Consider the following 16,619-nt stretch of genomic DNA (forward strand, 5'->3'; position numbering starts at 1 on the left):
CGACAAGCAAACGTCCGACAAATCGCCCATCCGTGAAACACTGTGCGCCGCTGGACAATTGAATGGAGCACAATGAAGTACGCCGTAACCCTCGGTTCCGCCGCCGTCGCCGCCTTCGCGTTCGCGATCGCCACGCCGACCATCGCCGCAGCGCAGCCCTCGAAATGCCATGCCTCCTACAGCCCGTGCCTGCCCATCGTCAGCGATGTGGACTGCGAGGGCGGCAGCGGCAACGGCCCCGTCTATACCGGCCGCGTCACGGTGATCGGCCCCGACGACTACGGCCTCGACCGTGACGGCGACGGCATCGGCTGCGAGTGAACAGCACGAGGGGCGTGCGATGAACGACATCGCACGCCCCTCGTGAGCAACTGTCAGCGGTTGCCTTCCGGCCCCCAGCCCTGGTCACCGGGCTTGCCCGGGTCAGGACCATCGGGGTACCCGGTGCCGCCGTAATCCGGTCCGCCCGTACCCGGGCCACCGGCGCCGGGACCGCCGTAACCGGGACCACCGGCAGGCCCGCCGTAACCCGGTCCACCTTCGGGACCGCCGTAGCCGGGGCCGCCGTAACCCTGCCCGGTCGCCGGACCGCCGTACCCCGGCTGCCCGCCGAATCCGCCCGCGGGCCCGCCGTACTGCTGCGGATATCCCGGTTCCGGAGCCGTCGCCGCACCGGCCACCGGCCCACCGGTGACAACCCGGTACGCGTAGGTCGAGGCGATGATCGTCAACGGAATGGTGACGAGCAGGCCGAGACCGCACAGCAGCGCGCCGACGATATTGATGCCGAACAGCGCAAGCGCCAACAGCAGCAGCGTTCCCGCGTTGCTCGAGATCGCCGCGAAGCTCGACTTGATCGCGGTGACACCGTCCTGATCGCGATCGATCACGAACTGCATCGTCCACCAGGTGAAGAAGGCGACGACCAGGCCGGGAACGATGCACAGCACCAGGCCGATACCGGTCGCCAGACCGACCAGCAGACCCGCCACGATCACCGCGGCCACATTGGTGAACTGGAAGAACGACCCGAATTTGGGCTTGTTCCCATCGGTTTCGTGCAGCGAGCCCCGCACGAACGCCGCCGAGATCAGATAGCCGATCACGGAGCTCACGATGGTGCCGATGATCCGCCACACTCCGAATCCGAAACTGACACCGCCGTCATAGTCGGTGTCGGTGTTTCCGAGTCCGAACAGGAAGCTGATCACCGCCTGGATCAGGAAGGCGACAATCACCATCCCGATCCACACGAGCGCGTTGTCCTTGAATTTCGTCCACCCGTATCCGATGGCGTCACCGACGCTGAGCGTCGGTCCCGCCGGGGGATAGCCGGGCTGCTGCTGTCCATATGTCATCCGAATCGCTTCCCCTCATCCTTCGAGACGGCCGATGCCGCTCATATGAGTACTCCGATCCGACGTCACGGTCACGCCGACACAGCCGATCATGACATATGGAAAACGCTACTTGTCGGTGTTCTCGCGCTTCGGGAGTTTCCAGCCGGGGCGAGGAAAATGGCAGGTGTAGCCATCGGGGTAGCGAATCAGGTAGTCCTGGTGCTCGGGCTCGGCGTCCCAGAACGCGCTCGCCGGGGTGACCTCGGTGACGACCTTGCCCGGCCACAGGCCCGAGGCGTCGACGTCGGCGATGGTATCGAGGGCGATCCGGCGCTGATCATCGTCGAGATAGAAGATCGCGGAACGGTAGCTGTCGCCGAGATCGTTGCCCTGGCGATCCTTGGTGGTCGGATCGTGGATCTGGAACAGGAACTCGAGCAACGCGCGGTAATCGGTCCCCGCCGGGTCGTATTCGATCTCGACGGCCTCGGCGTGGCCCGGATGATTGCGATAGGTCGGATTGTCGTTGGTCCCACCGGTATAGCCGACCCTGGTGGCCAGTACGCCGGGTTGCCTGCGGATCAGGTCCTGCATGCCCCAGAAGCATCCACCGGCCAGAATCGCCTTACGAGTGTCGCTCACACATCCTCCTTCATAAGGGTCTACGGTCGCACGAATCGGCCACAACCGTCTCTATGGAACACCGGTGTTCGCACCGGAATTCCCGTCAGTATTGTTGCCGCCCGAGCGTTACCTCAGCAATGTCCACATGCACTTTCAGGGTCATCCAGGAAGCAGGAGGAAGACGGCGCGATGCCACGGTTTGTCATTTCCCAGTGTTTGGCGATCGGTTTGGTGGCAACAGCTCTGATGGGGTCGGCGGTGGGCAGCGCGTCGGCGCATCCCGGCGCGGACGACACCATCGCGCAGAACGCGGGGCCCTGCGCGGAACTACGACAGGCGCGCCAGAACGACCAGGGCGTCCGAGCGGCCGGTCCGACGGCCGCGGGTCAGATCGACGCGGTGCTGATCGCCGCGACGAACCGCGCGCCGATCGCGGGCGGCAAGATCGTCCTCACCGGCATCGACGCGTGTGGCGACTCCATCCACCGGCACATGTCCACCAGCGTCAACGGTCAGGTGAGTTTCCGCGGCCTCCAACCGGGCCGCTATCGGCTCACCGCCTATCGCAACAGCTCGGCGACGCGCTCGGTCACCAAGGCCGATATCGATCTGCCGACGCCCTCGCTCAAAACGATCCAGTTCACCGCGGACTGATCTGGACTGCCGGGCCGGGCGATCACCGCCCGGCCCGGAGTTCGTTGACCCGCAGCGCGCTCGCGCGTCCCGTGATACAACTCACCCCAGAGTGAAAAGGGGTGGTTTCCGCTATGGAGCCAACAGCCGAACAGCGAGCCGCGCTGGGCATGATCTGCGATACGTTCCTCCCTGGCGACGAATTCGGATTGCCCGCCGCGACCGAGATCGGCGCGGTCGATACGATTTTCCGCATTCTGGGGCGCAACCCTCGCGAAGCCGAGCAGAAGCAGTTGGCAACGCTGTTGGGAATGTGGGATTCCGTCGCTTTCGGCCTGATCACCGGCAACGGCTTGCGCCGGTTCTCCAAGCTCTCGCAGGCTCGACGCGAGGCGGCCCTGCTGCGTCTGGCCGATTCCAAGTTGGCCCCGGCCCGTGCGATCTTCCAGGCGCTCAAACAGGCGTCGCTGCTCGCCTACAACGTGAGCCCCGGCCCCACAGGGGTCAACCCGCTGTGGACGCGGCTCGACTACCCGGCCCCGGCCGGGCGGCTCGCGACCGCGCCGAAACCGCCGCTGTCGCCACTGCGGTTCACCGAATCCACCGCGCTCGACTGCGATGTCGTGGTGGTCGGCTCCGGTGCCGGTGGTGGCGCCGCGGCGGCGGTGCTGGCCGAGGCCGGCCTGGACGTGATCGTGCTCGAACGCGGCAACTATTACGACGACCAGGATTTCGGCAACGGCGAACTCGACGCGCTGACCAGCCTGTATTCGCCCGGTCCCGCCGCGTCGGCGGAAGGCCAGATCACGCTCGTCGCGGGGTCCTGCCTGGGCGGCGGCACCGTGGTCAACTGGAGTACCTCACTACCGACACCCGACTCGGTGCGCGCCGAATGGGCCGAGACCGGCGTGGCGCAGTTCGCCTCCGACGAGTTCGGCGACGCGCTCGCCGCCGTACAGAAGCGGATCGGCGTCACCGACGCCAAATCGCCCCTCTCGGCGCGCGACGGCATTCTCGAACGCGGCGCGCGTGCGCTGGGTTGGGACGTCGACACCCTGCCACGCAATGTCAGCGATGCCTGCGACGCCGGGATCGAATGTGGGCGTTGTGGTTACGGCTGCCGGGTCGGTGCCAAACAGTCGGCGACCAAGACCTGGCTCGCTGATGCGGCCGAGCGCGGGGCGCGCCTGGTGGTCGACGCCGATGTCCGCGCGATCACCGTGAAAGCGGGCCGGGCCGAATCGGTTTCGGCCGTCACCGCCGCCGGGGTCGAGATCACGGTGCGCGCCAAGGCGGTCGTGGTCGCCGCGGGGGCGATCCAGACACCGGCGCTGTTGCGACGATCCGGCCTGCGCAACAAGAACATCGGACAGCATCTGCGCCTGCATCCGGCGGCCGCGGTGTTCGGCGTGTTCGAGGAGGAGATCCGGCCGTGGGAGGGCGCGCTGCAGGCCCGGATCAGCAGGCACCACGCCGATCTCGACGGCAACGGGTACGGCGTCATCTACGAAACCGGCCCCAATCACCCCGGCCTGGCGACGGGCTTCATGAACTGGCGCGGCGCGGGCGAATATCGCACCCGCCTGCTCGATTTCACGCGAACCAGCTCCGTCGGCGTCATCACCCGCGACCGGGATCCGGGCTCGGTGTCGATCGACGGCGGCGGTGAACCGGTGGTGAAGTACCGCCTGTCCGACTACGACGCCGCACATCTGCACACCGGCATCGTCGGCGCTGCCTCGGTTCTCGAAGCCGCCGGGGCGCGCGAGATCTACTCCGGACACCAGGCAGGCGTCTCGTTCGAGCCGGGGACGCGCGGCTCGCTGGCGGAGTTCGACGCCGCCGCCGCGAAGGCGGGCTATGGACCCGGCCAGTGTTCGATGGGCGCCCTGCACATCATGGGCTCGGCCAGGATGGGCGGCACGCCGGAGCTCTCGGCGACCGACCCGGACGGCGCCACCTGGGACGTGCCGAACATCGTGGTGGCCGACGGGTCGAGCTTCCCCACCGCGCCCGGCGTCAACCCGATGGTCACCATCGAGGCGATCGGCTACATGAACGCGAAACGGCTCGCGGCCCGACTGCGCTAGCACCCGAGATGCCCCGGCGGCCGACGGGCCGGTGGGGCGGCCGCGCTGTCCCGGATGTGTAGTGGACACGTAATATGGCAGGTACATATGCGGTAGAACCGCGCCACTCGTGGAAGGGGCTGAGATGGACAAGGCGACGCACCTGGTCGAGTTCGAGACCATGCTGCTCGGCCGTCACAGCCTGAGGTCGCGCCGTGGGTCCGACGCCATGGACCGCAGCGCCTACATCTTGCTGAGCCGACTGCGGATGGGCGGGCTGATGTCCATCGGGCAGCTCAGCGACGCGCTGGGTCTGGACGCCTCGACGCTCAATCGGCAGACCGCCGCCATGATGCGCACCGGCCTGGTCGAGCGGATTCCGGATCCCGAGGGCGGGATGGCGCGCAAGTTTCGGGTCACCACCAAGGGCGAGCGCCGGCTGAATGCCGAACGGGCACTGATCGTCGACGCCCTGGATTCCATCCTCGAGGACTGGTCCGCCGAGGATGTGGCCGCGTTCGTCGACTACCTGCGGCGATTCAACATCGATATCGAACGCCGGTCCGGCGAGTACTGGCCACGCCCCCTCACGACCCTGCCCGCGGATCACTAGCCCGACTGCGACCGACATCACGATTCCTCGATGGATTCCGCATGCCCAGTTATGTGTAAGATACACATCTAATGCAGCATGCATATCTTGTGCTCTGTACATAGTTAGCTCGTCGATGGGAGCAGTACGTGGCGATTTCGGAAAAGGAGGCCCGACCCGGAGTGGTCGTCGGCGTCCTCGCGTTCGGCGGCACCGTCGCCGCGATCACCCAGACGGCGGTGGTGCCGATCATCGGCCAACTGCCGAGCCTGCTCGATACCAGCGCCGCCAATGCCTCCTGGGTGATCACGGTGACGTTGCTCGTCGGCGCGGTGTTCACCCCGGTCGCGGGCAAGCTCGGCGACCTGTACGGAAAACACCGCATGCTGCTGGTCTCCGGTGGATTCCTGATCGTGGGCGCCGCCGTCGCCGCCATGTCCTCCTCGCTGGTTCCCATGCTGATCGGACGCGGAATCCAGGGCATGGGAGTCGGCTTGATCCCATTGGGGATCAGCCTGATGCGCGATGTGCTCCCCCCGCAGCGGCTCGGTTCCTCGATCGCGCTCATGAGCGCCTCGCTCGGCGTCGGTGGCGCGCTGGGTCTGCCGGTGGCGGCCGCGGTCGCGCAATACGCGAGCTGGCGGGTCCTGTTCTGGGCCGCGGCGGCACTGAGCGCGCTGGTCATCGTACTCATCGCGATCCTGGTGCCGACCGAGGCGAAGCGCGGTGACGCGGGTGGACGGTTCGATTTCGTCGGCGCGGCCGGGCTCGGCGCCGGACTGGTCTTCCTGCTCCTGCCGGTGTCGAAGGGCGCCGGGTGGGGTTGGACCAGCACCACGACCCTCGGGCTGTTCGCCGCCTCGGCGGTGACCCTGGCCGCGTGGGGATGGTGGGAACTGCGGACCGGCGACCCGCTCGTCGATCTGCGCACCACGGCGCGACCGCAGGTGCTGCTGACCAATATCGCATCGGTCCTGGTCGGCTTCGCCATGTACGGCCAGGCGCTGATCGTGCCGCAGTTGATGCAGTTGCCCGCGGCCACCGGCCACGGCATGGGACAAACCATGCTGGGGATGGGTCTGTGGATGGCGCCGGGTGGCCTGATGATGATGGCGTTGTCACCGGCGGGCGCGAAACTGTCGGCCGCGCGCGGCCCCAGGGTCACCCTCGCGGTCGGGGCACTGGTCATCGCGATCGGTTACGGGTCGTCTGCCGTGCTGATGGGTTCGACCTGGGGCCTGATGACGATGGTCTGCATCACCAACATCGGTGTCGGCCTGGCCTATGGCGCCATGCCCGCCCTGATCATGGGCGCGGTGCCGCTGTCGGAAACCGCCTCCGCCAACAGCATCAACACGCTGATGCGCTCGCTCGGCACCTCGGTCTCGGCCGCCGTGGTCGGGGTGGTGCTGGCCAATATGACGACCGACTTCGCCGGGCACGCCGTGCCGTCGGAGCGCGGTTTCCATGTCGGCTTGCTGATCGGCGCCGTGGTGGCGCTCGTCGCCGCCGGTGTCGCGCTGACCATTCCACGCCGACCGGCCGAGCCCACCGATCTCGATACCGAACTCGCGAACCTGTCGACGCGGTCGGTGTCGGTGGCGAAGGCCTGACGAATTCCCCTACGCGACAATCGGTCTAAGACCGTTTGATCCCGGCGAGCACCGCCCGCAGGACATCGATGTCCGGGGCGGTGCTCGTCTGGTTTCGTGGCGCGCGGGCGTGGAGTCGGCCCTCGTCGATCAGATCGCCGATGAGCAGCTTCGTCGAGGTCAGGGGTAGGCGCAGATGCGCGGAGACCTCGGCGACCGACAGCGGCGTGCGGCACAGCGTGACGATCATGTCGTATTCGGGGGCGATCAGGCGCGAGCGCATGCCCGAACGCGCGTCGACCAGCAGCGTGGTGAGCTCCAGGTCGTGGCGTGGAGCCTTGGAGCGCCCGCCGGTGACGGCGTAGAGCCGCACCATCGGACCCGCCTCGTCCTCGTACCAGTGTTCGCGATCGTCGCTCATGGTCGCGGCGCGACCGCGGGGAACTGGCCCGAGATCGCCGACTCGGGATCGGACGCCTCGGCCAGCGCCGACGGGATCAGCACCACCACCCGCACGCCGCCGTAGACCGATTCCGACAACCGCACCGAGATACCGTGCCTGCCCGCCAGCGTGGCGACCACGAACAAACCGAGCCGCGAGGTTCCGGCCAGCGTGCCGACGCTGAACGCGGGCGGGTCGGCCAGCATCGCGTTGCGGTCGGCCACGTCGGTCTCCGACATGCCGAGGCCCTGGTCCACGACCTCCACCGCCACCCCGCGACCGACCACGACCCCCGACACCACGACCTGGGTCTCGGGCGGGGAGAAGGCGGTCGCGTTGTCCATCAGCTCGGCGAGTAGGTGGATCACATCGGCGACAGCGTGCCCGGAGACACGCACATCCGGCATCTGCTTGGCCGCGATCCTGGTGTAGTCCAGGCTCTCCGCGACCGCGGAGCGCACCAGCTCGATCAGCGGGACCGGCTTGCGCCACCGCCGACCCGGCTGTTCGCCACCGAGGATGATGAGGTTCTCGGCGTTGCGCCGGGCCCGGGTGGCCAGATGGTCGAGCTGGAACAGCAGATCGAGCTGATCGGCATTGCTCTCGTCCCGCTCGGCGCGGTCGAGCAGCGCGAGCTGGCGGTGCACCACCACCTGGCTGCGGTGCGCGATGTCGAGGAAGACCGTGCTGATCCCCGCCTTGGTCTGGGCCTCGGCGACCGCGGCCGACATCGCGGCCACATGGGCGCGGTTGAACGCCGCGGCGACCTGACCGAGCTCGTCGGTGCCGAAATCCAGGCGTGAGCCCTGCGCCGTGGTGTCGACGACTTCGCCTGCCGCGACCTTGCGCATCACCTCGGGTAGCCGCTCATCGGCCAGTTCGAGGGTGTCGCGGCGCAGTCGGCGCATCCGTTCGATGAACCGATTCGCCATCACCAACGCGACGAGGAAGGCGGCCACCGCCGCGAGCGCGATCAGCGCACCGCCGAGCAGCGCGCTGTCGGTGTCTCGTTCGCCCTGTTTCCTGGCGATCGCGTGAGCGTCCGCGCTCTGGCCTTTCCACAATTCCTGCAGTGCCAGGGCGACGAACCTCGACGCGTCCTGCCATTGCGCCAGACTGATCGGAAGTTCGGTTTCGGTGTCCTTCGCGGTGACAGGTCCGCGCAGGAGCACCGCGTCCTGCATCGCGATCACCTGCTGCCACTGTGAACTCGTGGTGATCTCGGAAAGCTGTGCCAGGCGCCGTCCTTTCAGGACGGTCGCCGAATAGGCGGCCTCACCACGGAATTCACCGACCCGACGGCCGAAATCGATCAGCGCGGCACTACTCATCGTCGCGGTGGTCAACGCGACGGCGCCGAGCGTGTCCGCTTGCGACAGCGCCTCGGCCGCCCGCAATTGGTCGACGCCATAACCCAATTCGATGCCGACCTTCGCCGTCGGCGCCACCCGGGCGGCCAGCATCGACGCGGCGATGATCGTGCCGATCACGCCGGTGTACAACGCGAACACTTCCTCGGCCGGAACCTGCGTGGCTTCGACGCCCCGACGCACCACCGGCACCATCGCGAACAGCTTGTTGTAACCCTCGATATCCTCGCGGGAACCGTCGGGATTCAGCGCGCGAGCGGCATCGCCTTTCGCGAGCACCGCGGCGAGCGCCTCGTCGGAACGCTGCTTGGCGGCATCCAACTCGGCAGCCGACGAAACGTCACCGGCCAGCCGTAGCAGCGATAGCCTGCGCTCTTCCTGGAATGCCGACACCATCAGAACCGCGGGCGCGGCGGTACTGCCCGCCAATTCGGCCCAATCGGTGGAATCCCGTGCCGAATTCACCAGATAAATCGCGCCGCCGCCGCCGACCACCAGCAGCATGATGCTGGAGATGAGTACCATCGACAGCAATCGAATACGCACACTGACCCGGCCACGAACACCGGTACGCCTGATCGTCAAATCTGAAATCTTTCCACTCCCCGGAACACCACGGCGCTCCGCTGCGGGCAGGCGCCGATCATGGGCCACCGCCACGCGTGTCTCGCCGTGAGAGTATCCGACTACCCGACCGCGCGTGCCAGGTCGCCGAATGTCGAAACACCCTTAATTTCAGGCGAACCCGTGGCGCCGAATACGGGTGACTCGCGGTGTCACTATCGCGCCGCCGCGCGGACACGATGCCTCGACAGGTGACTCAGCACCGCCTGATTCGCCTCCCAGCCATCGGGGAACTTCACCGGGACCCCGAGGTGCACCGGGTCGGCGGAGGGGTGGGCGTCGAGGAGTTCGGGGATTCCCGCCCGGCCGACGAGGATGCAGGCGTGGCGATGCCGAGAAGCCAGCACGCACAGCCGACCCGCCTCCAGGTGGAAGGCGCTGGCGTCGCGGCGCCCCGAGAGTGGGTGCAGCACCAGGGTGACGTCGTATTCGCGCCCCTGGAGCCGGTTGGCGGTGTCGACGGTGACGGGTTCGGCGCGGGTGCCGCGCAGGGCGGTGCGGATGGCATCGGCCTGGTCGCGATGCGCGGTACCGATCGCGATCCGCTCGGTGGTCACCGGGCGGCTGCCGGATTCGGAGTGCGCGGTGGCGCCGCGTTCGATCAGCCGCTCCGCGATCTCCGCGATCGCGGCCACGGCGTCACGATCGGTGCGCAGGGTGTGCCGGGCAGGCAGTTCGTACCAGCCCCAACCGGATTCGGCCGCTTCCTCCAGCACCGCGTCGACCGGCCCACCCATGCCGCGAGTGGTGAAATCCATTCGCCGGTCGCCGAATCCGGTACCGGACTGGAAGGTGGTGAAGGGATAGAACGCGGTCGACACCACCGGCGCCGCGGTCGCGGGCAGCCGCCAGGACACCGGCAGCCGGTGGGTGGGGATGTGGTCGTTGTTGGCCAGCATCACGCTCACCGCGCTCATCGTCGGATCCCAGGTGAGACCGGCCCACCGCGCGGTCTCGACGGTCGCGAACGGGTCGAGCTGGCCCGGGTCGCCCACGAACAGCCCGCGATCGAACCGATTCGCGATGCGCAGCAACATGTCCGAGCGCATCTGGTACGCCTCGTCGATGATCGCGTGCGACCAACTGCCCTCGGTGATGGTGGCCCACTTGGCCGCGGTGCCGATCACGATGGTGCGGTCGGCGAGGTCGCCGGGCTGCTTGGCGACCCGGACATTGCCGTGCCGGTCCACGCGATCACTCACCACGTAGGCCGCGCTGGACAACCGCCCGATCCGTAGCGCGGGGTCGGCGGCGGCCAGCCGGTCGATGAGGTCGTCGACCTGCTCGTTGGTCTGCGCGACGATCATCCGCTGATCGCCGTCCTCGGCGAGCTGGCGAGCCGCCCGCACCACCAGCGTCGACTTGCCCGCGCCCGGCGGGGAGTCGACGACGATCGCGCGATGACTCTCATCGCGCAGGTCGGTGAGAATTCCCGCGACGGCCTCGTCCGGTGTGGTCACTGGAGTTCGTCTGCTTCCTCGTCGGTCGGCGGGGTCCATTCCGGCGGCGGACCGCCGTGGGTCCACGGGGTCTCCTCGCGCGCGGGCAGATTCAGCATCCCGTTGAACGGTGTCGGTTTGAAGCGGGCGAAGCCGAGGTCATCACCCTCCTCGGGAACGCTGCCCGGCTCGGCGACGAGCTTGCGCCCCATTCCCCCCGATAGTTCGAGCACGATCGTGTCACCGTCGACCTCGACGACGAGCCCCGACTGTTTCGGCCGCTCGACGCAGGTCAGCTCCTCCCCGACCACGGCGAGGAACGGGTCGGTGGTGCGAATATGGATGTGCGGGCGCAGTTTCGGGCGCGACCCGGTGCGATCGAGTCGCTCGGGCTCACTGTGGGTGACGGTGCCACGCAGCGCCGCTCCGCTGACGCGATGCTCGAGCATGCGCAGCGGATCATCGAAAGCGCACTGCCCCTGCAGAGCTTCCAGCGCCCGTTCGCGCTCGAGCAGTCTGCGCACCGCGGGAACGGCGGAATCGCGTCTGGCCTGCGGAACCCCCTCCGCGACATCGGCGGCGAAGCGGGAGAACGCGCCGCGATCATCGGTCCACCGGTTCTCGACGCTGGCGCCTTCGGGCAGCGCGCTCAGCAGCTCGATCGAGCGCCACATCAGCTGCCAGGTGGGTTCGAGCTGGCCGCGCAGCGAGCGCTCTAGCCGTTCGGCGGCGACAGATCTGGCCGAGTCGTCGAGTGCGGCGTTGTAGGCGGCGATCAGCGGCGCGAGTTCCTCGTTGTCGAAGCCGGGGTCGGTGGCCGGACCGGCGGGCGGCGACAACAGCGGATCCTCCGCCATGGCGGCGGCTTGCGCGCCGGTCAACCCCGGCGGCGGGTCGATCCAGCCGAGCAGGGCCGCGAGATTGCCGTCTTCGAGGGCGGATTGGCCCGACGCCCAATGCGCGGACAGCACTGTCGTCATCGCGGGCAGCACCGCCGAACCGGGATGTTCGGCCCGATCACCGAACCAGGTGAGCCACCGTCCGAGCAGCGGAATCGACGCCGGTACCGGGTTGTCCCCCTCCACCCGGTGAAACCGCACCGAACGCCCGAGCAGCTTCAGGAAATTCACGCCGCCGGGGTTCGGCGTCCACATCTGGGGCGCGTCCAGGCACCGGGTGTAGGTCTCGCCCGCCTTGCTGGTGAGCTCCTCGGTCTCGACGAGAAACGTCGAAAGATAGGGCAGCACAACATCAGCCAGTTGCTCGATGAATCGCAACCGCAGCACCCGGTCGCGGGGCTGGGGCACCGTCAGTACGTTCTGATCGCCGACCGAGGTGCCGATCATGATCGCCACCGGCGCCGCCGCCTCCCCCGCCAGCCGCAACGGCACCGCCACCAGCGGGCGCTCGGCGAGGTGGAGGTGGCGTACCGCCGCGGTAGCCTGCGCCCGGCCCGCCCGTACGGCCTCGGCCTTGGCCAGGGCCGCCAGCACGCTCATCCGGCGATCTCCCATCGCAGCCGATGGGCGGTGCGCAGCATGGCGGTGATGTCGGCGTGTTCGGGGCCGGGTTCCAGTGTCCCGTCGGCCAGGCCGAGCACAGTGTGGATGTTCTCGATCCCCCCGACCACATCGCACACCCCACGACCCAACGCATCCACCGAACCGCAGGTGCGGGCTTCGTCGCGGCAGGCGAACGCGAGTTCGCAGCTCGACATGCACTCGGGCGCGTAGCGAGCCGGAATGGCGGCGATCGTCTTCTCGAGGTTCTCGCCCGGCGCGAAGGTGGCCTCGGGCGGCAGCAGGGCGAGCAGGTCGGGAATCGCGGTGAGTCTGGTCAATTGACGCGAGACCGTGGCGAGTTGCTTACGCAGATCGACGAGTTCGGCGGTCGGCCGATTCGAGAAATCCCGCGCGCAGACCAGAATCACATTGTGCGACACGATCTCCGGTGACTCACCGATCTCGGCCATCAGCTCGCGCAGGGCGATCACATACACCGCGGACTGCCGCGCGGCCGCCGCGACCTGCGCCGGGTCGGCCTGTCCGTCGATCACCGGGAAGGCTTTCACCTCCACCACATGGAACTTGCCGTCCAATTGCACGGCCACCACATCGGGTTCGAGATAGGCCGTCGCACCGGCGATATCGAGCCGCAGCATGGGGTGATCGAACAGGGTGCCCTCGCCCGCCGCGATCGCGCTCTTCAACAATTGCCTGGTGCGTTGATAACGCACCGCGTTGCCGGTGTTCTCCCCCACCGAATTCAGGTCGTGGTAGGCGACTTCGGGGATCGTGAGGCCGAGTTTGTCGCGCAACAGGGCGAGCAATTCCGCGCAGCCGTTCGCCTTCACCATCGCCTCGAACGCGTTGCCGCGGGTAATGGCGAATTGGGACTGACCGAATTGTGGCGGGAATCCCAATGATTGGGCTATCACGGTTTTGTCCACCGCGGCCGCGTCGAGCAGGGCGCGGCGGGCACATCCGGGATTGGCCGTCAGCGCGGCGATGGTACGGGCATTGTGCCTGGTCGCGGGGACTTCGCCGCGCAACTCGTCCAACTGTGCTGCGAGAGTGCTCATTTCACCTCGATTCGTCGCCGATCGGCTACGCCGAGCCGAACACCGAATAGTTGTGCGGCCGGATCCGCCAGCTGATCCGCCGCCCGACGCGCCGCCGCAGTGCGCTGCCTCGCGTCCTCGTCCTCGTGCACCGCGAGCTCGCGCCGCGCGGCCTCGATCACCTCGGCCGGGTCGAGCGAATCCGGAGCGGTCGAGATGCCAGGAATCGACACGGCGAGCCGCCACAATACGCGCAATCCCGACGTATCTCCCGCAGGCTGCGCCGAAAGGTGTTCAGCCAGGCGAATTGCCGACACCAGCAGCCCCACCCGCGGACTCAACGGGCCGACCATTCGCCGTTCCAGCGGCCACGAACTCACCGCCATCAGTCCGCGCGCCGGTGCGAGCAGATCGGTGGTGAGCGCCGCGCACAGGTAGTACGGGCGGGCGTACGGCGCCGATCGAAAAGACCGTTCCTCGTCGCGACGCAGGCTCGTCAGCCGGGCGGGCAGCAGTTCACCGGAGAAGAAAGCCTCGTGCGTGGCGAGCACCAGTTTCGGCGACGACGGTACCGAGAGCAGGGTCAACGCGCGATGCACATGTTCACGCACCGGAACCCCCGGCGCCTCGGCGGCCTCCTCCGGCATCGAGCCGAGAACCGCCGCGTCCCAGGCCAACTCGGCCCTGCGCAGAGCGGCGCGCAATTGCCGCGCCCCGGCCCGATCCCCACCGGCGGCCGCCCGTCGCACCTCGGCCCGCAAACCGGAGATGCGCACCTCCAGCTCTTCGGCCGAGTCCGTCACGAGTCGGAGCGTATCCACAGCTACCAGTATTGTCCAGTAATTCCCAGTATTTCGGTCGCGGGCCTACGGGGACACCGCGCACCGGCACAGCCGGACTCGTGATGCGAGCACCGATAGCGACCGAATAACCTGGGGCAATGACAGCTGTTGCAGATCGTTCACTCGGACCGGAGTTGGCGCGCACCGAAACCATCACCGCGGACACCGACGTGCTGGTGATCGGGTTGACCTCCTCGGAGAACGGACCGGCCATCGTCCCCGCCGACCTGTTCGGCGACGTGCTCACCGCCGAGGTCCGCGCGGAACTGCTGGACGCCCTCGGCGCGGTCGGCGCCAAGGGCAAGCCCGAGGAACTCACCCGGGTGCCCGCGCCCGCCGCCCTGGCCGACGTCACCAGCGTGCTCGCCGTCGGACTCGGCGCGGCCGACAAGATCGATGCCGAACAGGTGCGCCGCAGCGCCGGTGTCGCCGGACGCGCGCTCAGCGGCACCGAACTCGTCGCCACCACCCTGTCCGGCATCGATCTCGGTGCGGCGGCCGAAGGGTTCTACCTCGGCGCGTACACCTTCTCCACCTTCAAATCCAAGAGCGCGCCCAAGCCGGACGAGCGCCCGGTGGTCCGCCTCGAACTGCTGGTGCCCGAACCGGAGTTCGACGCATTAGAGCTGCTGCGCGCCCAGCTGGTCGCCGAGGCCATCGCCACCGCGCGCGACTTCGTGAACACCCCGCCGAGCGCGCTCTACCCCGCCGAGTTCGCCGAGCGGGCCCGGCTGCTCGCCGAAGCGGCGGGCCTCGAGGTCGAGGTGCTCGACGAGAACGCGCTCGCCGCAGGCGGCTACGGCGGCATCGTCGGCGTCGGTCAGGGCTCGTCCCGGCCGCCGCGACTGATCCGGATCAGCTACGCGGGCGGGGCGAAGAAGATCGCGCTCGTCGGCAAGGGCGTCACCTTCGACACCGGCGGCATCTCGATCAAGCCCGCCGCCAACATGGAGAACATGACCTCCGACATGGCGGGCGCCGCGGCGGTCATCGCGACCGTGCTGCTGGCCGCGCGCCTGGGCCTGCCGGTCACCGTCACCGCGACGGTCCCGATGGCCGAGAACATGCCATCGGCTACCGCCCAGCGCCCCGGTGACGTGCTCACCCAGTACGGCGGCACCACCGTCGAGGTCATCAACACCGACGCCGAGGGCCGGCTCATCCTGGCCGACGCCATCGTGCGCGCGGTCGAGGACGAGCCCGACTACCTGATCGACGTCGCCACCCTCACCGGCGCGCAGATGGTCGCGCTCGGCACCCGCACCCCGGGAGTGATGGGCACCGAGGAGTTCCGCGACCGCGTCGCCGCGATCTCGCGCTCGGTCGGTGAGAACGGCTGGGCCATGCCGCTTCCCGCCGAATTGCGCGCCGACCTCAATTCCAAAGTCGCCGACCTGGCCAATGTGGCACCGCACCGCTGGGGCGGCATGCTCTCGGCCGCGCTGTTCCTCAAGGACTTCGTGCCGGAGGGCGTGCAGTGGGCTCACCTGGACGTCGCGGGTCCCGCCTACAACACCGGCGGGCCGTTCGGCTACATCGGCAAGGGCGGCACCGGCGTTCCGGTGCGCACGCTCATCACGGTGATCGAGGAGATCGGCGCGGAGTAGTCACTCTTCCAACTCGGCTTCGCGAGCCCGCCGCTCCTCGATGCGGCGGCGGGCGTCGAAGTCGCGCATACGTTGTGGATAGCCGGTGCGGTTCACGTCGTAGACCGGAATCTTCAAGGCACCGGCCAACCGCCGCGCGCCCTTCTCACCGACGATGCGGCGGGTCCACTCCCCGTCAGCGGCCACCAGCACAGCTGTGACATCAGTCACAGTTGTTCGGGGCTCGACGAAGGCTTCGACCCCACGCCGCGTCCGCGCCCACTCCCCCAAGGCCTTCACCTCCGACGCGGTCTCGCGCGCGCCTGACCTGCTCGCACCGCGCCCACCACGGAAACGATCCAGCAAACCCATCCGGCTCGACCTCCTCCGTTCCGGCGGAATTCTGCTCACCGCCGTACATTCCATGGTGCCAGCTTCGCCCGGATCGACGCCCTGCGCTACACCCGCGACGGACGAGTGCAAGGATGGTTGCCGGAACAAGAACCAACGTTTCCCGGGTGCTCCGCCGATACCGGCGGGGTGGACGCAAGCCGCGACCCGCGACGGATGTCCGCCGGGTACACACTCAGAGGAGTCAGAGGACATGGCCTTCTCCGTCCAGATGCCAGCCCTTGGTGAGAGCGTCACCGAGGGCACGGTGACCAGGTGGCTGAAGCAGGAAGGAGACACGGTCGAGGTCGACGAACCGCTGCTCGAAGTCTCCACCGACAAGGTCGACACCGAGATCCCGTCGCCGACCGCGGGCGTGCTCTCCAAGATCGTCGCCCAGGAAGACGACATCGTCGAGGTCGGCGGTGAGCTCGGCGTGATCAGCGATGCCGACGAAACCCCCGCCACCGCTCCTGAGCCCGCCTCCGCGCCCGCCGCACCCGAGCCGGCGCCGGA

At 68.2% G+C, this 16,619-nt stretch carries 16 protein-coding genes; 7 read left to right on the forward strand and 9 right to left on the reverse strand.

Annotation, left to right across the window (positions count from 1 at the left end; translation table 11 throughout):
• The first annotated feature begins 72 nt into the window (after positions 1–72).
• Entirely contained in the window at positions 73–321 is a 249-nt protein-coding gene (locus NA12_RS30010) for an excalibur calcium-binding domain-containing protein (protein ID WP_067459084.1), read from the forward strand.
• A gap of 53 nt (positions 322–374) precedes the next feature.
• Here NA12_RS30010 and NA12_RS30015 read toward each other — a convergent pair whose 3' ends face one another.
• Positions 375–1,358, reverse strand: a complete 984-nt coding sequence (locus NA12_RS30015) for a hypothetical protein (protein ID WP_067459087.1) — start codon at positions 1,356–1,358, stop codon at positions 375–377.
• 108 nt (positions 1,359–1,466) lie between these two features.
• A complete protein-coding gene (gene msrA / locus NA12_RS30020) occupies positions 1,467–1,982 on the reverse strand; it encodes a peptide-methionine (S)-S-oxide reductase MsrA (protein ID WP_067459090.1) in 516 nt (171 codons plus the stop codon).
• Between the two features lie 213 nt (positions 1,983–2,195).
• Here msrA and NA12_RS30025 point away from each other — a divergent pair, with 213 nt between their 5' ends.
• The 4 genes from NA12_RS30025 (at position 2,196) to NA12_RS30040 (ending at position 6,871) form a co-directional block, all read left to right on the forward strand.
• Positions 2,196–2,618, forward strand: coding sequence for a carboxypeptidase-like regulatory domain-containing protein (locus NA12_RS30025; protein ID WP_132370304.1), 423 nt, complete (start codon positions 2,196–2,198; stop codon positions 2,616–2,618).
• Positions 2,619–2,731: 113 nt separating this feature from the next.
• Positions 2,732–4,687 (forward strand): GMC family oxidoreductase, encoded by a 1,956-nt coding sequence (locus NA12_RS30030; protein WP_067459096.1) that lies wholly within the window; start codon positions 2,732–2,734, stop codon positions 4,685–4,687.
• Between the two features lie 124 nt (positions 4,688–4,811).
• Positions 4,812–5,279 (forward strand): MarR family winged helix-turn-helix transcriptional regulator, encoded by a 468-nt coding sequence (locus NA12_RS30035; RefSeq protein WP_067459099.1) that lies wholly within the window; start codon positions 4,812–4,814, stop codon positions 5,277–5,279.
• A gap of 128 nt (positions 5,280–5,407) precedes the next feature.
• Positions 5,408–6,871 (forward strand): MFS transporter, encoded by a 1,464-nt coding sequence (locus NA12_RS30040; RefSeq protein WP_067459102.1) that lies wholly within the window; start codon positions 5,408–5,410, stop codon positions 6,869–6,871.
• A 25-nt stretch (positions 6,872–6,896) separates the two neighbouring features.
• Here the strand turns inward: NA12_RS30040 and NA12_RS30045 are convergent, their stop codons facing one another.
• From NA12_RS30045 to NA12_RS30070, 6 genes are all read right to left on the reverse strand, one after another.
• Positions 6,897–7,271 (reverse strand): DUF742 domain-containing protein, encoded by a 375-nt coding sequence (locus NA12_RS30045; RefSeq protein WP_067459105.1) that lies wholly within the window; start codon positions 7,269–7,271, stop codon positions 6,897–6,899.
• On the reverse strand, positions 7,268–9,247 hold the full coding sequence (locus NA12_RS30050) for a sensor histidine kinase (protein WP_243655136.1): 1,980 nt from the start codon (positions 9,245–9,247) through the stop codon (positions 7,268–7,270). The genes NA12_RS30045 and NA12_RS30050 overlap by 4 nt, the downstream gene beginning before the upstream one ends.
• Before the next feature lie 194 nt (positions 9,248–9,441).
• The gene (locus tag NA12_RS30055) at positions 9,442–10,746 is read right to left on the reverse strand and encodes an AAA domain-containing protein (protein ID WP_132370306.1); all 1,305 of its coding nucleotides are present in this window, start codon (positions 10,744–10,746) and stop codon (positions 9,442–9,444) included.
• The gene (locus NA12_RS30060; RefSeq protein ID WP_067459112.1) at positions 10,743–12,224 is read right to left on the reverse strand and encodes a hypothetical protein; all 1,482 of its coding nucleotides are present in this window, start codon (positions 12,222–12,224) and stop codon (positions 10,743–10,745) included. Before NA12_RS30060 ends, NA12_RS30055 begins: the two co-directional genes overlap by 4 nt.
• On the reverse strand, positions 12,221–13,306 hold the full coding sequence (locus NA12_RS30065; protein WP_067459115.1) for a hypothetical protein: 1,086 nt from the start codon (positions 13,304–13,306) through the stop codon (positions 12,221–12,223). Before NA12_RS30065 ends, NA12_RS30060 begins: the two co-directional genes overlap by 4 nt.
• Positions 13,303–14,088 carry a hypothetical protein gene (locus NA12_RS30070; protein ID WP_067459161.1) on the reverse strand — a complete coding sequence of 262 codons (786 nt, stop codon included), beginning with the start codon at positions 14,086–14,088 and terminating at the stop codon, positions 13,303–13,305. Before NA12_RS30070 ends, NA12_RS30065 begins: the two co-directional genes overlap by 4 nt.
• A 137-nt stretch (positions 14,089–14,225) precedes the next feature.
• Here NA12_RS30070 and NA12_RS30075 point away from each other — a divergent pair, with 137 nt between their 5' ends.
• Positions 14,226–15,734, forward strand: coding sequence for a leucyl aminopeptidase (locus NA12_RS30075; RefSeq protein WP_067459117.1), 1,509 nt, complete (start codon positions 14,226–14,228; stop codon positions 15,732–15,734).
• Here the strand turns inward: NA12_RS30075 and NA12_RS30080 are convergent, their stop codons facing one another.
• Complete coding sequence (locus NA12_RS30080) at positions 15,735–16,085, reverse strand: oxidoreductase (RefSeq protein ID WP_067459120.1); 351 nt, start codon at positions 16,083–16,085, stop codon at positions 15,735–15,737.
• A gap of 232 nt (positions 16,086–16,317) precedes the next feature.
• Here NA12_RS30080 and NA12_RS30085 point away from each other — a divergent pair.
• Positions 16,318–16,619 (forward strand): biotin/lipoyl-containing protein (locus tag NA12_RS30085; protein WP_303752515.1); only part of this gene is annotated, 302 nt, incomplete at its 3' end.

The sequence above is a fragment of the Nocardia alba NBRC 108234 genome, assembly GCF_001612665.1.
GTDB lineage: Bacteria > Actinomycetota > Actinomycetes > Mycobacteriales > Mycobacteriaceae > Nocardia > Nocardia alba.